The sequence below is a fragment of the Actinomadura macra NBRC 14102 genome, assembly GCF_001552215.1.
Taxonomy (GTDB): domain Bacteria; phylum Actinomycetota; class Actinomycetes; order Streptosporangiales; family Streptosporangiaceae; genus Spirillospora; species Spirillospora macra.
Genome location: NZ_BCQT01000010.1, coordinates 614,467 through 630,030 on the forward strand (window position 1 = coordinate 614,467; position 15,564 = coordinate 630,030).

12 protein-coding genes are annotated in these 15,564 nt (G+C 72.3%); 7 read left to right on the plus strand and 5 right to left on the minus strand.

Annotated features, from left to right (window positions below; translation table 11 throughout):
• Nucleotides 1-4: 4 nt before the first annotated feature.
• Complete coding sequence (locus AMA02S_RS19595; RefSeq protein WP_067460599.1) at nucleotides 5-1,165, plus strand: acyl-CoA dehydrogenase family protein; 1,161 nt, start codon at nucleotides 5-7, stop codon at nucleotides 1,163-1,165.
• Nucleotides 1,166-1,210: 45 nt separating this feature from the next.
• The gene (locus tag AMA02S_RS19600; RefSeq protein ID WP_067460602.1) at nucleotides 1,211-2,350 is read left to right on the plus strand and encodes an acyl-CoA dehydrogenase family protein; all 1,140 of its coding nucleotides are present in this window, start codon (nucleotides 1,211-1,213) and stop codon (nucleotides 2,348-2,350) included.
• Between the two features lie 162 nt (nucleotides 2,351-2,512).
• Here AMA02S_RS19600 and AMA02S_RS19605 read toward each other — a convergent pair whose 3' ends face one another.
• The 3 genes from AMA02S_RS19605 to AMA02S_RS19615 form a co-directional block, all read right to left on the minus strand.
• On the minus strand, nucleotides 2,513-4,120 hold the full coding sequence (locus tag AMA02S_RS19605) for a flavin monoamine oxidase family protein (protein WP_067460605.1): 1,608 nt from the start codon (nucleotides 4,118-4,120) through the stop codon (nucleotides 2,513-2,515).
• Nucleotides 4,121-4,241: 121 nt separating this feature from the next.
• Nucleotides 4,242-5,240 carry a DMT family transporter gene (locus tag AMA02S_RS19610; protein WP_084265326.1) on the minus strand — a complete coding sequence of 333 codons (999 nt, stop codon included), beginning with the start codon at nucleotides 5,238-5,240 and terminating at the stop codon, nucleotides 4,242-4,244.
• An 88-nt stretch (nucleotides 5,241-5,328) separates the two neighbouring features.
• A complete protein-coding gene (locus AMA02S_RS19615) occupies nucleotides 5,329-6,885 on the minus strand; it encodes an acetolactate synthase large subunit (protein WP_157430705.1) in 1,557 nt (518 codons plus the stop codon).
• A gap of 163 nt (nucleotides 6,886-7,048) precedes the next feature.
• On the opposite strand from AMA02S_RS19615, the gene AMA02S_RS40480 reads away from it, so the two are divergent.
• Nucleotides 7,049-7,222, plus strand: a complete 174-nt coding sequence (locus AMA02S_RS40480; protein ID WP_084265327.1) for a DUF3311 domain-containing protein — start codon at nucleotides 7,049-7,051, stop codon at nucleotides 7,220-7,222.
• Nucleotides 7,219-8,805 carry a monocarboxylate uptake permease MctP gene (mctP, locus tag AMA02S_RS19620; protein WP_067460611.1) on the plus strand — a complete coding sequence of 529 codons (1,587 nt, stop codon included), beginning with the start codon at nucleotides 7,219-7,221 and terminating at the stop codon, nucleotides 8,803-8,805. Before AMA02S_RS40480 ends, mctP begins: the two co-directional genes overlap by 4 nt.
• 1 nt (nucleotide 8,806) lies before the next feature.
• On the opposite strand, the gene AMA02S_RS19625 is transcribed toward mctP, so the two are convergent.
• Together AMA02S_RS19625 and AMA02S_RS19630 are read right to left on the minus strand one after the other, a co-directional pair.
• Nucleotides 8,807-9,241 (minus strand): hypothetical protein, encoded by a 435-nt coding sequence (locus AMA02S_RS19625; protein WP_067460614.1) that lies wholly within the window; start codon nucleotides 9,239-9,241, stop codon nucleotides 8,807-8,809.
• Between the two features lie 64 nt (nucleotides 9,242-9,305).
• On the minus strand, nucleotides 9,306-11,858 hold the full coding sequence (locus AMA02S_RS19630) for an ATP-dependent Clp protease ATP-binding subunit (protein ID WP_067460617.1): 2,553 nt from the start codon (nucleotides 11,856-11,858) through the stop codon (nucleotides 9,306-9,308).
• A 187-nt stretch (nucleotides 11,859-12,045) separates the two neighbouring features.
• On the opposite strand from AMA02S_RS19630, the gene AMA02S_RS19635 reads away from it, so the two are divergent.
• From AMA02S_RS19635 to AMA02S_RS43570, 3 genes are all read left to right on the plus strand, one after another.
• Nucleotides 12,046-13,335, plus strand: coding sequence for an HD-GYP domain-containing protein (locus AMA02S_RS19635; RefSeq protein WP_067460621.1), 1,290 nt, complete (start codon nucleotides 12,046-12,048; stop codon nucleotides 13,333-13,335).
• 184 nt (nucleotides 13,336-13,519) lie between these two features.
• A complete protein-coding gene (locus AMA02S_RS19640) occupies nucleotides 13,520-15,280 on the plus strand; it encodes a hypothetical protein (RefSeq protein WP_067460624.1) in 1,761 nt (586 codons plus the stop codon).
• Nucleotides 15,246-15,506 (plus strand): hypothetical protein, encoded by a 261-nt coding sequence (locus AMA02S_RS43570; RefSeq protein ID WP_218005034.1) that lies wholly within the window; start codon nucleotides 15,246-15,248, stop codon nucleotides 15,504-15,506. The genes AMA02S_RS19640 and AMA02S_RS43570 overlap by 35 nt, the downstream gene beginning before the upstream one ends.
• Nucleotides 15,507-15,564 lie beyond the last annotated feature (58 nt).

A 15,564-nucleotide genomic window follows, 5' to 3' on the forward strand; every position in this document is an offset into this window, starting at 1 on the left:
ACCCGTGGACTACTCACTCACCCCGGAACAGGAGGCGTTCCGCAAGGAGGTCTGCGACCTCCTCTCCGAGGACGGCGTCCGCGCGGAGGCCGAGGAGGTTCGGCTCCGGCCGCCCGGCGCCGAACCGGGGATGCTGGAGGTGTACCGCAGGCTCGGCGAGCGCCGCTGGCTCGCGGTGAACTGGCCGGCGGAGTACGGCGGGCTCGGCCGCGGCGTCGTCGAGAAGTCGATCCTCACCGAGGAGCTGATCCGGCACGGCGTGCCCGATCTCGTCCATGTCGTCAGCGTCGACATCGTCGGCCTGATCATCCAGCTGGCCGGCACGCCGGAGCAGCGGCGCCGGCTGCTGCCGCCGCTCGCCCGCGGCGAGAGCTCGGCGTCGGTCCTGTACAGCGAGCCCGGCGCCGGCTCGGACCTCGCCGCGCTGCGCACCCGCGCCGAACCGGACGGCGACGGCGCCTGGCGCCTGTACGGGCGCAAGGTCTACAGCCTGAAGTCGCAGTTCGCCGACTGGGCACTGTGCGCCGCCCGGACCAGCGAGTCCGAGGCGGCCGCGTACGGCATCACGCTGTTCGTCGTCCCGCTGCGGACGCCGGGCGTCACCGTCCGGCCGCTGCCGAGCCTGTCCGACGACGCGTTCGGCGACGTCACGCTGGAGGGCGTCCGGCTGACGCGCGACGACGTGCTCGGCCCGGTGGACGAGGGCTACCAGGTCATCACCGAGGTCATCCCCGTCGAGCGGACCGGCCTTGAGTTCCAGGCCAAGGCCCGCCGGCTGCTCGACCTGATCGTCCGCCGGCTGGACGAGACGGGCGGGCTGGACGAGCCGGGCACCGGGCAGCGGCTCGTCCGGCTGCACGCGCGCGCCCGCGCCGCCGAGCTGCTGTCGTGGCGGGTCATCACCGAGCTGCGCGACGGGCGGATCGACGGTGTCCACGCGGCGATGGCCAAGTGGTACGCGACCGAGCTCTTCAAGGAGCTGACCCACACCGGGATCGACCTGCTCGGGCTGGACGCGACGCTGACCGCCCGCGACCGGCGCGCCCCGTGCGCGGGGGTGCTGGAGAGCGGCCACCGCGACGCCCCCGGCTACACCCTGTCCGCCGGGACGTCGGAGATCATGCAGTACCTCATCGCGTCCACCGGCCTGGGCCTGCTCACCTGAGCGCGCCCGGGGTCCCACCGTCTCACCCTGTCCAGAGGAGGAATCGTGCGGTTCACACCGAGCGAGCGGCAACGGGAGATCGCCGAGCGGTTCACGCCGCTGCTCGGCGACGAGCTGGCACCCGCCGTCCGGCGCCTGTCCACGCGTCCGGCCGGGATTCCCCCGTGCCCCGCGGACGCCGAGGCGCGCCGGCTGACCTGGTGGGCGATGGAGCGGCTCGGCGCCGTGCGCCTCGCGGTACCCGCCGCGTCCGGCGGCGAGGACGGCGGCCTGGCCGACTCCACGGTCCTGGCCGAGCTGACCGGCCGCGCGCTGTACCAGAGCCCGCTGCCCGACACGCTCTTCGCGCTCGACCTGCTGCGCGGGCACCCGGAGGCGCGGACGATCGCCGAGGGCGCGACCGTGGCCGTCGCCGCCCGCGACCGCGGCGACCGGACCCTCACGCGCCCGGCGCCGCTGCCCGCCCTCGATGGCGGGGACCTCCGGATCGTGCGCCGCCACGTCGCCTTCGCGGCCGAAGCCGACCTCCTGCTGATCGCCGGGACGGCGCCGGACGGGCTCCGGTGCGCGCTCCTGCCCACCGACCACCCGGGCGTGCATGCCGACCGCCACGAGGACCTCGCCTGCGGTGACCTGTCCACCGTGACGGTGGAGGCGGTCCCGCGCTCGGCGTGGATCGGCGGATCCCCGCTGGCGGAGGCCTGGGCCGCCGCTCTCACCGGGGCGCGGACCCGGCACGCCGCCTACCTCGTGGGGCTGTCCCAGGCCGCGCTCGACCTCACCGTCGAGCACGCCCGCACCCGGCGCCAGTTCGGCCAGAGCATCGGGCGCTTCCAGGCGCTCGCGTTCCGTCTCGCCGGCCTCGCGACCGACGTCGAGGCCGCGCGGATGCTGACCGGCCACGCCGCGTCGCGCGCGGACGAGGGCCACGGCGGCGCGGCGATGGCGAGCCTGGAGGCGGTCGCGATGGCCGGGGACGTCGCCCGCCGGGCCGCCGCCGAGGCCGTCCAGATCCACGGCGCCGCCGGGATGACCGACGACCACGACGCCCAGCTGTTCTACCGGCGCGCGGCGATCGACGCGGTCTTCCTCGGCAGCCCCGACCGGCACCGCGCGGAGGCCGCCGCGTACCTGACCGCCGAGCCGTCCGGCCCGGCGGTCTGCCTCGATCACGTCTACGCCTGAGCTCCACCGACGCCTGAGCTCCACTGACGGCTGAGCTCCACTGACGGCTGAGCTCCACTGACGGCTGAGCTCCACTGACGGCTGAGCTCCACTGACGGCTGAGCTCCACTGACGATGGCCTGCTCGACAGGCCCCGTCCGGTGGCCGCCGGCCCCGGGCGGGTCACGGCCCGCCGGCCACCAGCGTCCGCCAGTGGATCTGGGTGACCGCCCGGCGCGCCGACTCGATCGCCCCGGCCTGCCAGCCGATGAAGCCGGTCAGCCACTCCCCCGCGAAGTACACCCGCCCATGCGGCCTGTTCAGCAGGTCGTAGGCGCCGTCCGTCCAGGACGGCCACCGGACCCAGCCGGTCTCGATGTGCGGGACGCGGTCCCAGTTCACCGCGAACCCCGAGACCAGCTCCCGCGCGTACGCAGGGCCGTGGATCTTCACTCCCTGGGCGACGGCGCGCCTGATCCGGTCCGCCGGCGCCATCGCGTCCAGCCCCTCGGTGGACGGGCCCTCGGTGTAGGCGCCGATGAGCACGCCGCGCCGGCCGTGGTATCCGTGGCAGGGATACCAGATCTGGCCGATGTCCATGTCGGTGTGCGTGAGGCCGCCGTAGATCCGCTCGTCCTCCTCCCACCAGCGGCGCCGGTACTCCAGCCCGATCTTGCTGACCGGGACGCGTGACGGCCGCTCCAGGGCCGCGGTCACGTCCGCGCCGAGGTTCGTCGGGATCCTGGCCATGATGTACGGCGGGAGGGTCGCCACGCAGTAGTCGGCGTGCTCCCGGCGCTCACGGCCGCCGCCGTCGGTGTAGAGGACCTCCACCCCGGACGGCAGGTCGGTCACCTCCAGCACCTGGGCGCCGTACCGGATCCGGTCGGCGCCGATGCGCCGGGCGAGGGCGTAGGGGATACGGTCCATGCCGCCCACCGGCTGGAACATGACCATCTGGAACGGCCACTCGATCTCGAACGCCAGGTCGCGGCCGATCCCGCTCGCGAGGACGTCGTGCACGGACGGCGGCGGCCCGTCGATCACGCCGGGCGGATCGCCGGTGTTCGGCAGCACCCGGTACCCCCGACGGTTCGTCCCGGTGTAGGCGAGCCGGTCGCCCTCGCGGGTCAGCGCGCCGAAGTCCTCCAGGAACGCCAGGAGCCGTTCCCTGTCATCGCGGTCCAGTTCCTTGTCCAGGGCGCCCTGGTCGGTGGCCTTGGCGAGCAGTTCGGAGACGTGCCCGAACACGTCCGCCTTGACCTTCCGGTTCTCGATCCGGCGCCGTGACAGCGGCCCGGCGTCCTCGTAGTAGACGCAGGCGTCGCAGTTGTCGATGGTGAACGGCTCGATCGGGATGCCCAGCTCGCGGCAGTAGTCGAGCGTCACCATGAACTGCGCGATGCGGGCCGGGCCCGCGTTCATGTACTCGCCCTCGGCGAAGCGGGCCCGCTGCCGGTACCCGGTGATCTCCTTCTCGGCGGTGCCGCCGCGCACCGTCCAGTTCCGTCCGCCCGGCCGGTCCTTGGCCTCCAGGACGAGGCACTCGTAGCCCGCCTTGCGCAGCTCGTGGGCCGTGGCCAGTCCGGTGACGCCGCCGCCGAGCACCACCACCCGCGGCGTGGGCCCGCCCAGACGCGCGAGGTCGCCGGGCGAGGGCGGCTCGAAGGGCGCCGGGTTCGCCGCCGCGGTCGGCGCGAGCCCCAGCGCTCCCATCACCCCGAAAAGGGCACCGGAACCGCCCGTCGTGCCGACGGCTTCAAGAAAGGACCTCCGTGTCACGCCCCTCATGAAAAGCCTCCGATTCGGGTAGCCAAGGGTGCGTGTTCATTACACCGAGCGGAGCCATGGCCGCCTAGCCATGTGATTCTGAATTCGCCGGCCAGATCTCATTCTCCTGACGACGATGCCGTCAGCGGCGTGACGCATCCTTTTCCGGGCGGCCGCTTTTGTCATCCCGTCCGGAGGTGACCGTCGCCAAATAGAGAGCGAGCAGAACGACGGCGCAGCCCAGCAATTGCAGCGGCGCCGGCCGCTCCCCGAGGATGAGCGCGCCGAGCAGCACCGACCCGACCGGCTGGATGAGCAGCAGCGCCGCGCCCACCTCGGCGGGCAGGTTCGGCAGCGCCCCACCGATGAGCAGGTAGCTGGCGACCTGCCCGGTCAGCGCGATGCCCAGCAGCCACCCGAACGACGCCCAGCCCGGCGTGAGGTCCAGGCCGTGCCAGAACGGCCCGACCAGCAGGGCGACCAGCCCGGACACGGCCGCCGACTCCGTGACCGGCACGATGATCCGGTCCGCGTCCCCGGCCTGGCGCAGCAGGAACAGGAACGCCGCGTAGCACAGCGCCGCCGCTGCGGAGAAGAGCGCGCCCAGCACGGGGTCCTCGCCGGACGCGCCGCTCCCCACCAGTCCCCCGGCGAGCGCCACTCCGGCGAGCATCACCGGGACGATCGCCGCGAACATCCGGCCCGGCCGTTCCCGCAGGAAGACCCAGCCCAGCAGCGGGACGAGCACGACCTGCGCGTTCACGATGACGGTCGCGATCCCGGCGCCACTGGCCGCGATCCCCTCGTTCCACAGCAGGATGTCGCCCGCGAGCAGCACCCCGGCCAGCAGCGCCATCGGCCGGGACCGGCGGGGGCGCGGCGGCTGGAGGCGGCGGCGCTCGGAGACCGCCAACGGGATCAGCACCGGCATCGACAGCAGGCCGCGGAAGAACGTGATGGTCCCGGTCGAGGTCGCGGCGAGCGGGATGAACACCGACGACAGCGCGACGCACACCGCACCCGCGACCAGCGAGGGTACCGGGCGGCGCGTCGTCACCCGCCGGAGCCACCCGGTCGGTGACCGGCCGGGCTCCCCGGGCTCCGGCCTCCGTGTCGCGGTGACTGTGCGGCGCTTCGGCATGGTCCGCCCCTCCGCGGTCGACGCTCGTGCCGACGATGGCCGTCAGGACCTCGCCCTACCCCGGCTCGGGGCGGGCATGCGGTCGGTCCTACGACCCCGCCCGCTGGATCTTGGCCTGGACGAGGTGCGGGCCGGGCTCGGCCAGCGCGGCCCGCAGCGCCCCGTCCAGTTCCTCGGCGGTGGTGGCGCGCGAGGCGGCGACGCCGAGCCCCTCGGCCACACCGACCCAGTCCGGGCCCGGCCGGTCCAGGGCCAGCAGCGCGTCGGAGGAGGCACCGACCCCCTCGGCCTTGCCGACCTCCCACCTGACGATCTCGTACCCGGCGTTGTCGCACACGACCGTGGTGACGTCCAGATTCTCGCGGGCCTGCGTCCACAGCGACTGGAGGGTGTACAGGGCGCTGCCGTCCCCCTCGATCAGCAGGACGGGCCGGTCGGGGCAGGCGACGGCCGCCCCCGTCGCCAGCGGCAGCCCGTGCCCGATGGCGCCGCCCGTCGGAGCCACCAGGCAGGTGTGCGGGGGAGCCGCCGCCGCCTCCTGGTGGTACCCGAACCCCGACGTGAGCGATTCGTCCACGACGATCGCGTCCGCGGGCTGCGCGGCCGCCACGGCGGCGGCGAACGTCTCCGGGGTCAGCGGCCCCGACACACCGGCGGGCGGCACCGTCGGCCGTGTCCGCTCCGCGGGCCGCCCGCCGACCCGGTCGGCGAGCCGCTCCAGCGCGTCCACGGCGTCGTCGAGGGAGTCCTGCGGGGCGGCGGCGAGCGTCCGCAGGTCCGCGCCGGCGGGGACGAAGCTGCTCGGCCGTCCCGCATAGCCGAACGAGCTGACCGGCTCACGCGCGCCCGCGAGGACCACCGTCGCCGCGCCCTCCAGCATCGCGGCGGCCTGGTCGTAGGGGTGGGGGAGCCGCTCCGGCGCGGGCAGCGCGCCACCGCGCTCGATCCGGGCGGGGAACGTCTCGTGGACGAGGCGGCAGCCCGTGGCGCGGGCCACCGCGTCGGCGGCGAGCAGGCCCGCACGGGAGAGGGCACCACCGCCGAGAAAGAGCACCGCCGGGCCCGCACGGCGCAGCGCGTCCGCGGCCTCCGCGACGCGGTCCTCGTCCACGGGACGGCGCCGTCCGGGCGTGGTCTCGGCACCCGCCCCCTGGATGCCCTCGCGCGCGAGGTCCTGCGGGACGACGACGCACGCCGGGCCCCGGGCCGACTCCTCGATGGCGCCCGCCATGTCCCGGCCCATCCCCTCCGCCGACCGGCACACGGCCACCGACGCGAAGAACGGGGCCGCCACCGCGGCGATGTCGGTGGTCAGCGGCGGGTCCGCGGGCGCGTGCCAGGTGGCCTGGTCGCCGACGACGACCACCGCGGGGGTGCCCGCCCGGCGCGCGTTGTGCAGGTACGCCAGCCCGTTCGCCAGGCCCGGCCCGAGGTGCAGCACGGCCAGCGCCGGCCTGCCCGCCATCCGCCCGTAGCCGTCGGCGGCGCCGGTGCAGACCGCCTCGTGCGGCCCGAGCACCGGCCTGATGGCGGGCACCCGGTCGAGCGCGCCGGCGAGCGGCACCTCGCTCGTCCCCAGGTTGGCGAAGCACACGTCCGCGTCCGCCGCGGCGGCCGTCCTCATCAGGCTTTCAGCGCCGTTCATCGTCAATTCCGTCCGTCCGCGAAAGGCATCTCCCAGAACACCATCGTCAACCGCACGGCTCTGTGCCGATGTAGCGTGACGGCCAAATTCGGCGTTCCCGGTTCATCACCACGACGACGAAATCCGGGTGCACGGCGGCCCGGTACGGGAATGCCCCAGCCCTATGAAGTCCTTGCTTTTGCTACCGCCGATCGGCCTGCTCGTCCCGGCGTTCTACGATCACCGGTCGCCGGAGCTGTTCTCCGTCCCGTTCTTCTACTGGTACCAGCTCGCCTGGGTGCCGATCACGGTCGCGCTGCTCGTCCTGGTCTACCGCGCCACGAGGGACGAGCGATGAAATGGACCGAACTGACGATCCTCATCGTCGCCTTCACCCTGGTCACCGTGCTGGGTTTCGCCGCGTCCCGGTGGCGGCGCGCCGGGGACCCCGAGCATCTGGACGAATGGGGGCTCGGCGGGCGCGACTTCGGGTCCTGGCTGTCCTGGTTCCTCATCGGCGGTGACTTCTACACCGCCTACACGTTCGTGTCCGTGCCCGCGCTGCTGTTCGCGACCGGCGCGGTCGGGTTCTTCCCGCTGCCGTACTCGATCATCGTCTACCCGCTGGTGCTGCTCGTGCTGCCCCGGCTCTGGACGGTCGCGCGCCGGCACGGGCACGTCACCACCGCCGACTTCGTCCGGGCGCGGCACGGCTCCAGCACCCTGGCCCTGCTCGTGGCCCTCACCGGCATCGTCGCGACGATGCCCTACATCGCCCTCCAGCTCGTGGGCATCCAGGCCGTCCTGAAGGCCACGGGCCTCCACGGCGAGTGGCCGATCATCATCGCGTTCGCCGTCCTCGCCGCCTACACCTACCGGTCCGGGCTCCGGGCGCCCGCGCTGATCGCCTTCGTCAAGGACGTCCTGATCTTCGTGGTGGTGCTCGCCGCGGTGATCTACGTCCCGATCCGGCTCGGCGGCTGGGACACCGTCTTCGCCGCCGCCGACCGCAAGTACGCCGGGACGCCCGGCGCCGCCGACGGCACCCTGCTGGGCCCCTCGGCCGGGCTCGGCTACTCGACGCTCGCCCTCGGCTCCGCCGCCGCCCTGTTCCTCTACCCGCACTCGGTCACCGGGGTCCTGGCGGCCCGCGACCGCGGCGCGGTACGCCGCACCACCGCCGCGCTCCCCGCGTACTCCCTGCTCCTCGGGCTGCTCGCACTCCTCGGCTACATGGCGATAGCCGCCGGCGTCCAGCCGATGACCTCCGGCGGACGCCCCGACCCGAACACCGTCGTCCCGCTGCTGTACGACAAGATGTTCCCGGACTGGTTCGCGGGGATCGCCTTCACCGCCATCGGCGTCAGTGCCCTCGTCCCGGCGGCCATCATGTCGATCGCCGCGGCGAACCTGTTCACCCGCAACATCTACAAGGAGTACCTGCGCCGCGACGCCTCCCCCGCCGCCGAAGCCCGTGCCGCCCGCGTCACGTCCCTGACGGTCAAGGCGGGCGCCGTCGCCGTGATCATCCTGCTGGACCCGCAGTTCTCCATCGACCTCCAGCTGATCGGCGGCGTCATCGTCCTCCAGACGCTGCCCTCCGTCGTCCTCGGCCTCTACACCCGCGTGCTGCACCGCTGGGCGCTGATCGCCGGGTGGGCGGCCGGGATGGCCTGCGGCCTCTGGATGCTGTACGTCACGCCGTCCGTCGAGGCGGCGACCGGCCGCGTCCTCCACCACCACTGGGGCAACGCCCAGTTCGCGCTGAGCCACCTCGGCGTCCCCACGGACCTGACCGTCTACGCGGGCGTCCTCGCGGTCCTGGTCAACCTGGCCGTCACGCTCCTACTCACCCCGTTCGTGCGGCGCATGGGGGTCCGGGACGGCGAGGACCTCACCGTCTCGGACCCCGCCCCCGTGGCACACACGCTCCCCCGATAGGTCAGCGGGACAGGGCGGGACCGGTGTGGGCCGGCGCCCGATCCGCGGTCCGGACCGTGAAGAAGCCGACCAGCGCGGCCAGCGTGGCGAGCCCCTCCCCGATGAGGCTGATGGTCTTGTCGCCGTACCAGTGCGGGTCGTACATGGCCGGGATCGGCCCCAGCCGTCCGACGTCGACGGAGTAGTAGAGGACGAGGGCGCCGACGGCGCTCGCCGCGACGAGGAACGCCACCGCGTACGTCCACCGGCGCGCCCAGACCAGGACGAGCAGCCCCGCCACGACGGCGAGGAGCGCCTGCGCGCGGAAAAGGTCATCGCCGGGAATGGTGCCGCTGGCGGCGTTGGGCCCGGGGGCCATGTCGGGTGCGAAACGCCAATGCACGAAGGCGTCGGCCGCGAGCCCCGCGGCCACGAGAACACGAAGAAGGACTCCCATACCCCTTGCACGTGAAACCCGGCCCCGACGGATCAAAGGAACCGGGTCGGATCGCGGCTCGTCCTCAACCGGTCGTGAGCCCAGCGCCCCCTGCTCCCGCGTTCGCGGAGACGTGGAACTCCAGGGTGTCGCCTGCGGCGGTGACGTCCACGTGCGAGCCGCCCTCCAGTTCGCCCGACAGCAGCAGGTCCGAGAGGCGGTCGTCCACCTCGCGCTGGATCGTGCGGCGCAGCGGGCGGGCGCCGAACTCGGGCTGGTAGCCGCGCCGCGCCAGCAGGTCCACGGCCTCGGTCGTGAAGGCGACGGTGACCTCCTGGGCGCGCAGGCGGCGGCGCGTCTCGTCCAGCAGCAGGTCGGTGATCTGGCGGAGCTGGCCCTCCTCTAGGCGCCGGAACACGATGATCTCGTCGATCCGGTTGAGGAACTCGGGACGGAACGACTCGCGCAGCCGGCGCATGATCCGGTCGCGGAGCGCGGCGTCCGGCCCGGCGTCGCCGGTCCCCTCCGCGCCGAAGCCCATCCCGACCTGCCCGGTGATCAGGTCGGAGCCGAGATTGCTGGTCATGATGACCACCGTGTTGCGGAAGTCGACGGTGCGGCCCTGCGCGTCGGTCAGGCGGCCGTCGTCGAGCAGTTGGAGCAGGACGTTGAAGACGTCCTGGTGCGCCTTCTCGATCTCGTCCAGCAGGATCACCGCGTAGGGACGCCGTCGCACCGCCTCGGTGAGCTGGCCGGCCTCGCCGTAGCCGACATATCCGGGCGGCGCGCCCATCAGGCGGCTCACCGTGTGCCGCTCCTGGAACTCGCTCATGTCGAACCGGATCATGCGGTCGCGGCTGCCGAACAGCGCCTCCGCGAGGGCCTTGGCCAGCTCGGTCTTGCCGACACCGGTCGGGCCGAGGAACAGGAACCCGCCGATCGGACGGTCCGGGTCGCCCATGCCCGCGCGGGACCGGCGGACCGCCCGCGCGACCGCCGCCACCGCGTCCTCCTGCCCGACCACATGCTGGTGCAGGTGCTCTTCCAGCTCGCGCAGCCGCTCCCGTTCGGCCTGGGTCAGCTGCGTGACCGGGACCCCGGAGATCCGGGAGACGACCTCGGCGATGTCGGCGGGCGTCACCTCGGGCACCGCCGAGGGTGCGCCCTCGTCGCGCGCCGCGTCCAGGTCGATCTCCAGGCGGCCGATCTCGTCGCGCAGCTCCGTCGCGCGCTCGTAGTCCTCGTCGGCGACGGCCTGGTCCTTCTCCCGGCGCCGCTGGTCGAGCCGCTCCTCCTTCTCGCGGCGGCTGCCGTCCCGGGCGCCCGACCGCAGCCGGACGCGGGCACCCGCCTGGTCGATCAGGTCGATCGCCTTGTCCGGCAGGAACCGGTCGGTGAGGTAGCGGCTGGACAGGTCCACCGCCGCGACAAGCGCCTCGTCGGTGAACCGCACCTGGTGGTGCGCCTCGTAACGGTCGCGGAGCCCCCGCAGGATCTCGACGCTGTCCTCGGTGTTCGGCTCGGGCACCAGGATCGGCTGGAACCGGCGCTCCAGCGCGGCGTCCTTCTCGATGTTGCGGCGGTACTCGTCGATGGTGGTCGCGCCGACCACATGGAGTTCACCGCGGGCCAGCGCGGGCTTCAGCATGTTCCCGGCGGTCATCGCGCCCTCGGCGGCGCCGGCGCCCACCAGCGTGTGGATCTCGTCGATGAACACCACCAGCCCGTCGGCGTTCTCGCGGATCTCGTCCACGACCTTCTTCAGCCGCTCCTCGAAATCTCCCCGGTAGCGGGTCCCGGCGACGACCCCGCTCAGGTCGAGCTGGACGATCCGCTTGCCGCGCAGCGTCTCCGGCACCTCGTCGTCCACGATCCGCTGCGCGAGCCCCTCGGCGATGGCCGTCTTGCCCACCCCCGGGTCGCCGATCAGCACCGGGTTGTTCTTGGTGCGCCGCGACAGCACCTCGATGGTCTCCTCGATCTCGGCCTCGCGGCCGATCACCGGGTCGATCCGCCCCTCCCGGGCGAGTTCGGTCAGGTCGCGGCCGAACTCGTCCAGCGTGGGCGTGCTGGACGACGGGCCGCCGCCCGCCCCTCCCGTCCCGCCGGGCGGCTGGCCGCCGCCACCCGCCGCGGACTGGAGCGTGTCCGGGGTGACGTGCGCCGCGTCCAGGATCCGGCCCGCGCTGGACCCCCGGTCGAGCGCCAGCGCGAACAGCAGATGCTCGGGCCCGATGTAGGACGAGCCGAGGGCGCGCGAGATCTGGTGCGAGTCCAGCAGCGCGCGCTTCGCCGCGGGGGTCAGCTCGGGCGGCACGTCCCTCGGTTCGCCCCGGCGGGCGGTCGCCTCGATCTCGCGGGCGATGGCGTCGGGGTCGGCGCCCGCCCGCTCCAGCCACTGCCGCGTCCGCTGCTGCCGGGTCGCCGCCCACAGCAGGTGGTCGGCGTCAAGATCGACACTGCCCCATCGCGCCGCCTGCGCCGCCGCGTCCCGGACCAGCTCGCGTGCGGGCTCGCTCATCAACCGCGCGATGCCGATCCGCTCCACCGGCCGCCGGTGCGCCCCGGCGCCGAAGAAGCGGGCGAGCATCTCCTCGAACGGGTCCATGCCCCCGGACCCGTACCATCCCTCGGTCATCTGCGAGAACCTCCCCCGTTCCCCATGCGGTTCGTCGCGACGGTTTGGGACGTGCCCACCGCGCTCCACCGGAAACCCCAGGTGGCAGAGGCGACCGTTCGGCCTGCCGGGGGCCATCGGCTGGAGTACTGTCGGTAATGGAACGGACGCTCAGCGCGTCCGTCGGGCCGACTCACCTGGATCGGGCATGCCTGGACTCCCCCGCGCTGCATGGCTCTACATCTGTCTCGTCGTCGCCTTGGCCGGTGGCCTCGTCGCCGCCTCGTCCTTCGACGGGGTCGATCCGGGCGTCCTGGTGGCGCTGATCGTGCTGTTCCTGGTCTGCGACTCCCTGCCGGCCCGCCTGCACGTCGACGGCGCGCGGGTGTCGCTGAGTTTCGCGGTGTGCCTGGCGTCGGTGGTGCTGCTCGGCCCGGTCGGCGCCGCGCTGGTGGGCTCCAGCGCCGTGGCCACCGTCCAGCGGGGCATCGCGCCGGTGAAGCGGGTGTTCAACGGCGCGCAGTTCGCGGTGAGCGGCTATGCGGCCGGGGTCGTCTTCGGCCTGTCGCACGGTGACCGGGTCCGCCCCTGGCAGGTCCACTGGGTCGCGGGTGTCATCGGGCCCTTCACGCTGGCGCTCGTCACGTTCGTGCTGGTCAACCTGGCGCTCATGGCCGGGGTGCTGCTGCTGGCCGGGCAGGCCGCCCCCGGTGAACTCTCGCGTGAGAGCGGCGAGCTCGCCGGGGTGTGCGTCGGCTACGGCATGTTCGGGCTGCTGATCGCGGGTCTGTGGGACGACCTCGGGCCGTTCGTCGCGGTCCTGGTGATGCTGCCGCTGTACGTCGCGCGGTGGGCGCTGGAGCAGGCGTTCGGCCAGCGCCGCGCCTACGACGCGACGCTGGCGGCGCTGTGCCAGGCCGTGGAGACCAAGGACGTCAACACCCGCGGGCACTCCGACCGGGTCTCGCGCGGCGCGGTGATGATCGCCCGGCAGATCGGGATGCGCCCTGAACGGGTGGAGGCCATCCGCTACGCCGGGATGCTGCACGACATCGGCAAGATCGGCGTTCCCACCCGGATCCTGCGCAAGGACGGGAAGCTGACCGACGAGGAGTTCGCCGAGGTCCAGCTGCACCCGATGCGCGGGCTGGAGATCGTCCGGGACATCGGGTTCCTGGACGAGGCGCTCTCGGGGATCCTGCACCACCACGAGAAGATGAACGGCCGCGGCTACCCGATGGGCCTCGTCGGCGACGAGATCCCCGAGTTCGCCCGGGTGATCGGGGTGGCCGACGCCTTCGACGTCATGACGTCCGCGCGCCCCTACCAGAAGCCGCGCTCGATCGGTGACGCGAAGCGGGAGCTGCGCCGCTGCGCGGGGACCCAGTTCGACCCGGTCATGGTCGAGGCGTTCCTACGGGCGCTGGAGACGCACGGCTGGGAGCCGGAGGCGGGCAGCCCGGAACCGGCACGCCACGAGGAACCCACCCCTAAATAAGGTGTTTTGCACGGTTTACTGGTGCGCTGAGCAGCCGCCGATATCCGTTCGAGATTCTCTCCGGTGAACCTGGACCGCTGGAAAGCCGTCATCCCTACATGAGTTGTCCGACATCGTGATTCAAAGGGCGCCGGAGTCCTTTGATCCTTCGATCGCGGGGTACCGCCGCCCGGAGAGAGGCGTATTGATCACGCGGGGGCTGGACAAGCGGACGGCATGGGCGATGGCCTGGCCTGCCGCACTGTTACTCCTGGCCTGCGGCCTGTTGACAGCGGGCCTTTCCTGGAACGGGCCGGGGTGGCGGATCGGAATCGCCGTCGGGGTGGCGATCTACATTCTCTATCTCTTCCTGCTGAATCTGCGGCACAAGAGGGCGGCCGTGGGATCGCCACCGGAGCAGCGCGGCGGCCATGACGGCAAGGCCGACCTGCCCGGACTGTTCGAGAAGCAGCGGGCGGCGCTACGCAAGGACAACCTGGGGTCGGTGCCCTCGCTGGTCAGAATGATCATCGATCCGGCGCACTTCCGGACGCGGACGGTCGAGTCCGTCTCCCTCCAGGGGCGGGTCATCAGCCAGCAGGTCACTATCGAGTTCCAGCTCCCCACTCCCCCGGCCGGCGGCCAGGAACGAGACAACGGCGCCGGTGAGATCTACGTCCCGGCCCTGCTGGTACGCAAACCCGAATTGATCGACAATCTCGCGATCACCGATTCCCAGGGACAGACGATCACCGTGCTGTCCTTCGAGGAGACCGCCGAACTCATGGCGGTGACCCTGCATTTCCTGGTGATCACCTGCACGGCGCCCCGGCGGGAGGACGACCAGTCCCCGCGGACGCAGCGCGAGCTGGAGAAATCCTGGCAGGCCGAGGCCCTGCTGTTGGAACTGATCTATGGTTTCAGTAACCGCGCGGACGTCGACAAGGTGATCACCGAGGCGTTCGCGCTGCTGGGACTGCCGGGAAACGCCGGAACCGAACGGGTGACCTGGCTTCGGGAATTCGTGCAGATGCTCAGCCAGGCATATCCCGTCATCGCGGTGCTACCGCACCAGGACCACGGCCGGGCCGTGATCTCCTACAAGCGGACGCTGATCCCGTCCCTCTCGATCGCCAATCCCCGGGGACGGCTCCGCCTCGCGCTCGGGCTCCGTCCACTGAAGGTGGGCGTCGCCACCGCGCTGGCGCACAATTCCAAGTCGTACCACCTCCAGATCGACGGCCCCGGCACCCAGTACCTGATGGAGCAGACGCTGCGCTGCCCCACCTGCGGCACCCACCTGACGCGCGCCGGAGTGGTCCTGCCCCCAGGCCGGACATGTCCGGTACACCACAAGCGGTTCCAGTCCGGTTGGGGACGGCCCTACTTCGAGATGCGCGGCAAGCGCGGCCAGTCGTACGCGCACCTGTACATGCGGGGCTTCGCCGCGGTCCGCGGGGAGAACCTCGTCCTGTCGGCGTCCTTCGGGGAGACACCGCCGGGCACGCTGGCCAGCGCCACGATCACCGCCGCGGTCACCTGTCTGCTCATCGGTGCGATCGGGCACGCCGAGGCGACCGGGATCGCCAACGACAGCGACATCCCGCCGCTGCTGCTGGCGCTGCCCGCGGTCGCCGCGTCCTGGTTCGGGTTCAACGCCGACGGGGAGGCCGTCCTGCGGTCCTCGCTGGCCGCCCGCTGCTCCCTGTTCTGCAGCGCGATTGCCGCGCTGGTGGCGGGAAGCCTGTTTCTTGTGACCAAACGACCCGACAAGCCCATCCCGTCCGTACAACCTGACGTATTCGGCATGCACCTGCCGTCCTGGTGGGGTTTGCTGTTTGTCATCGCCCTGGTCAACGTACTGTCAATAGCTGCCCAACTTGTCGTCCGCTCGTGGTCCTACAGACGACTGCTCTTGCGGAGGGAGAACGATGCTGCCCACACTGGACAACACCGGCTGGAGTAGAGAGGGGACGGCACCCGTGCCGAACGACCGATCCGACAGACCGCCTCCAGGGGGCGCCTACGTGATCGAGTCGATCGAGTACGTCCGTGAGACCCCGCTCCCGCCGAACACGCTGTTCGACGACCCGGACGAGCTTCATCGACTCCTCGAATACACCAAGCAGTCGATCGAGTCCTGCGCGTCCGCCAACGGCAGAGCGGCGAAAGCAGGGCAGCGGACCAGCTGAGGTTGCCGGAACACCGACGGCATGAGCTGGACCCCGACGACCACCCCGATCACCCGGC

Bases quoted from the DNA above. Each gene is read 5' to 3' on its own strand.
- AMA02S_RS19605 (WP_067460605.1), bottom strand. From the start codon at position 4,120: ATGAGGGGCGTGACACGGAGGTCCTTTCTTGAAGCCGTCGGCACGACG.
- AMA02S_RS19610 (WP_084265326.1), bottom strand. From the start codon at position 5,240: ATGCCGAAGCGCCGCACAGTCACCGCGACACGGAGGCCGGAGCCCGGG.
- AMA02S_RS19615 (WP_157430705.1), bottom strand. From the start codon at position 6,885: ATGAACGGCGCTGAAAGCCTGATGAGGACGGCCGCCGCGGCGGACGCG.
- AMA02S_RS40480 (WP_084265327.1), top strand. From the start codon at position 7,049: ATGAAGTCCTTGCTTTTGCTACCGCCGATCGGCCTGCTCGTCCCGGCG.
- mctP (WP_067460611.1), top strand. From the start codon at position 7,219: ATGAAATGGACCGAACTGACGATCCTCATCGTCGCCTTCACCCTGGTC.
- AMA02S_RS19625 (WP_067460614.1), bottom strand. From the start codon at position 9,241: ATGGGAGTCCTTCTTCGTGTTCTCGTGGCCGCGGGGCTCGCGGCCGAC.
- AMA02S_RS19630 (WP_067460617.1), bottom strand. From the start codon at position 11,858: ATGACCGAGGGATGGTACGGGTCCGGGGGCATGGACCCGTTCGAGGAG.
- AMA02S_RS19635 (WP_067460621.1), top strand. From the start codon at position 12,046: ATGCCTGGACTCCCCCGCGCTGCATGGCTCTACATCTGTCTCGTCGTC.
- AMA02S_RS43570 (WP_218005034.1), top strand. From the start codon at position 15,246: ATGCTGCCCACACTGGACAACACCGGCTGGAGTAGAGAGGGGACGGCA.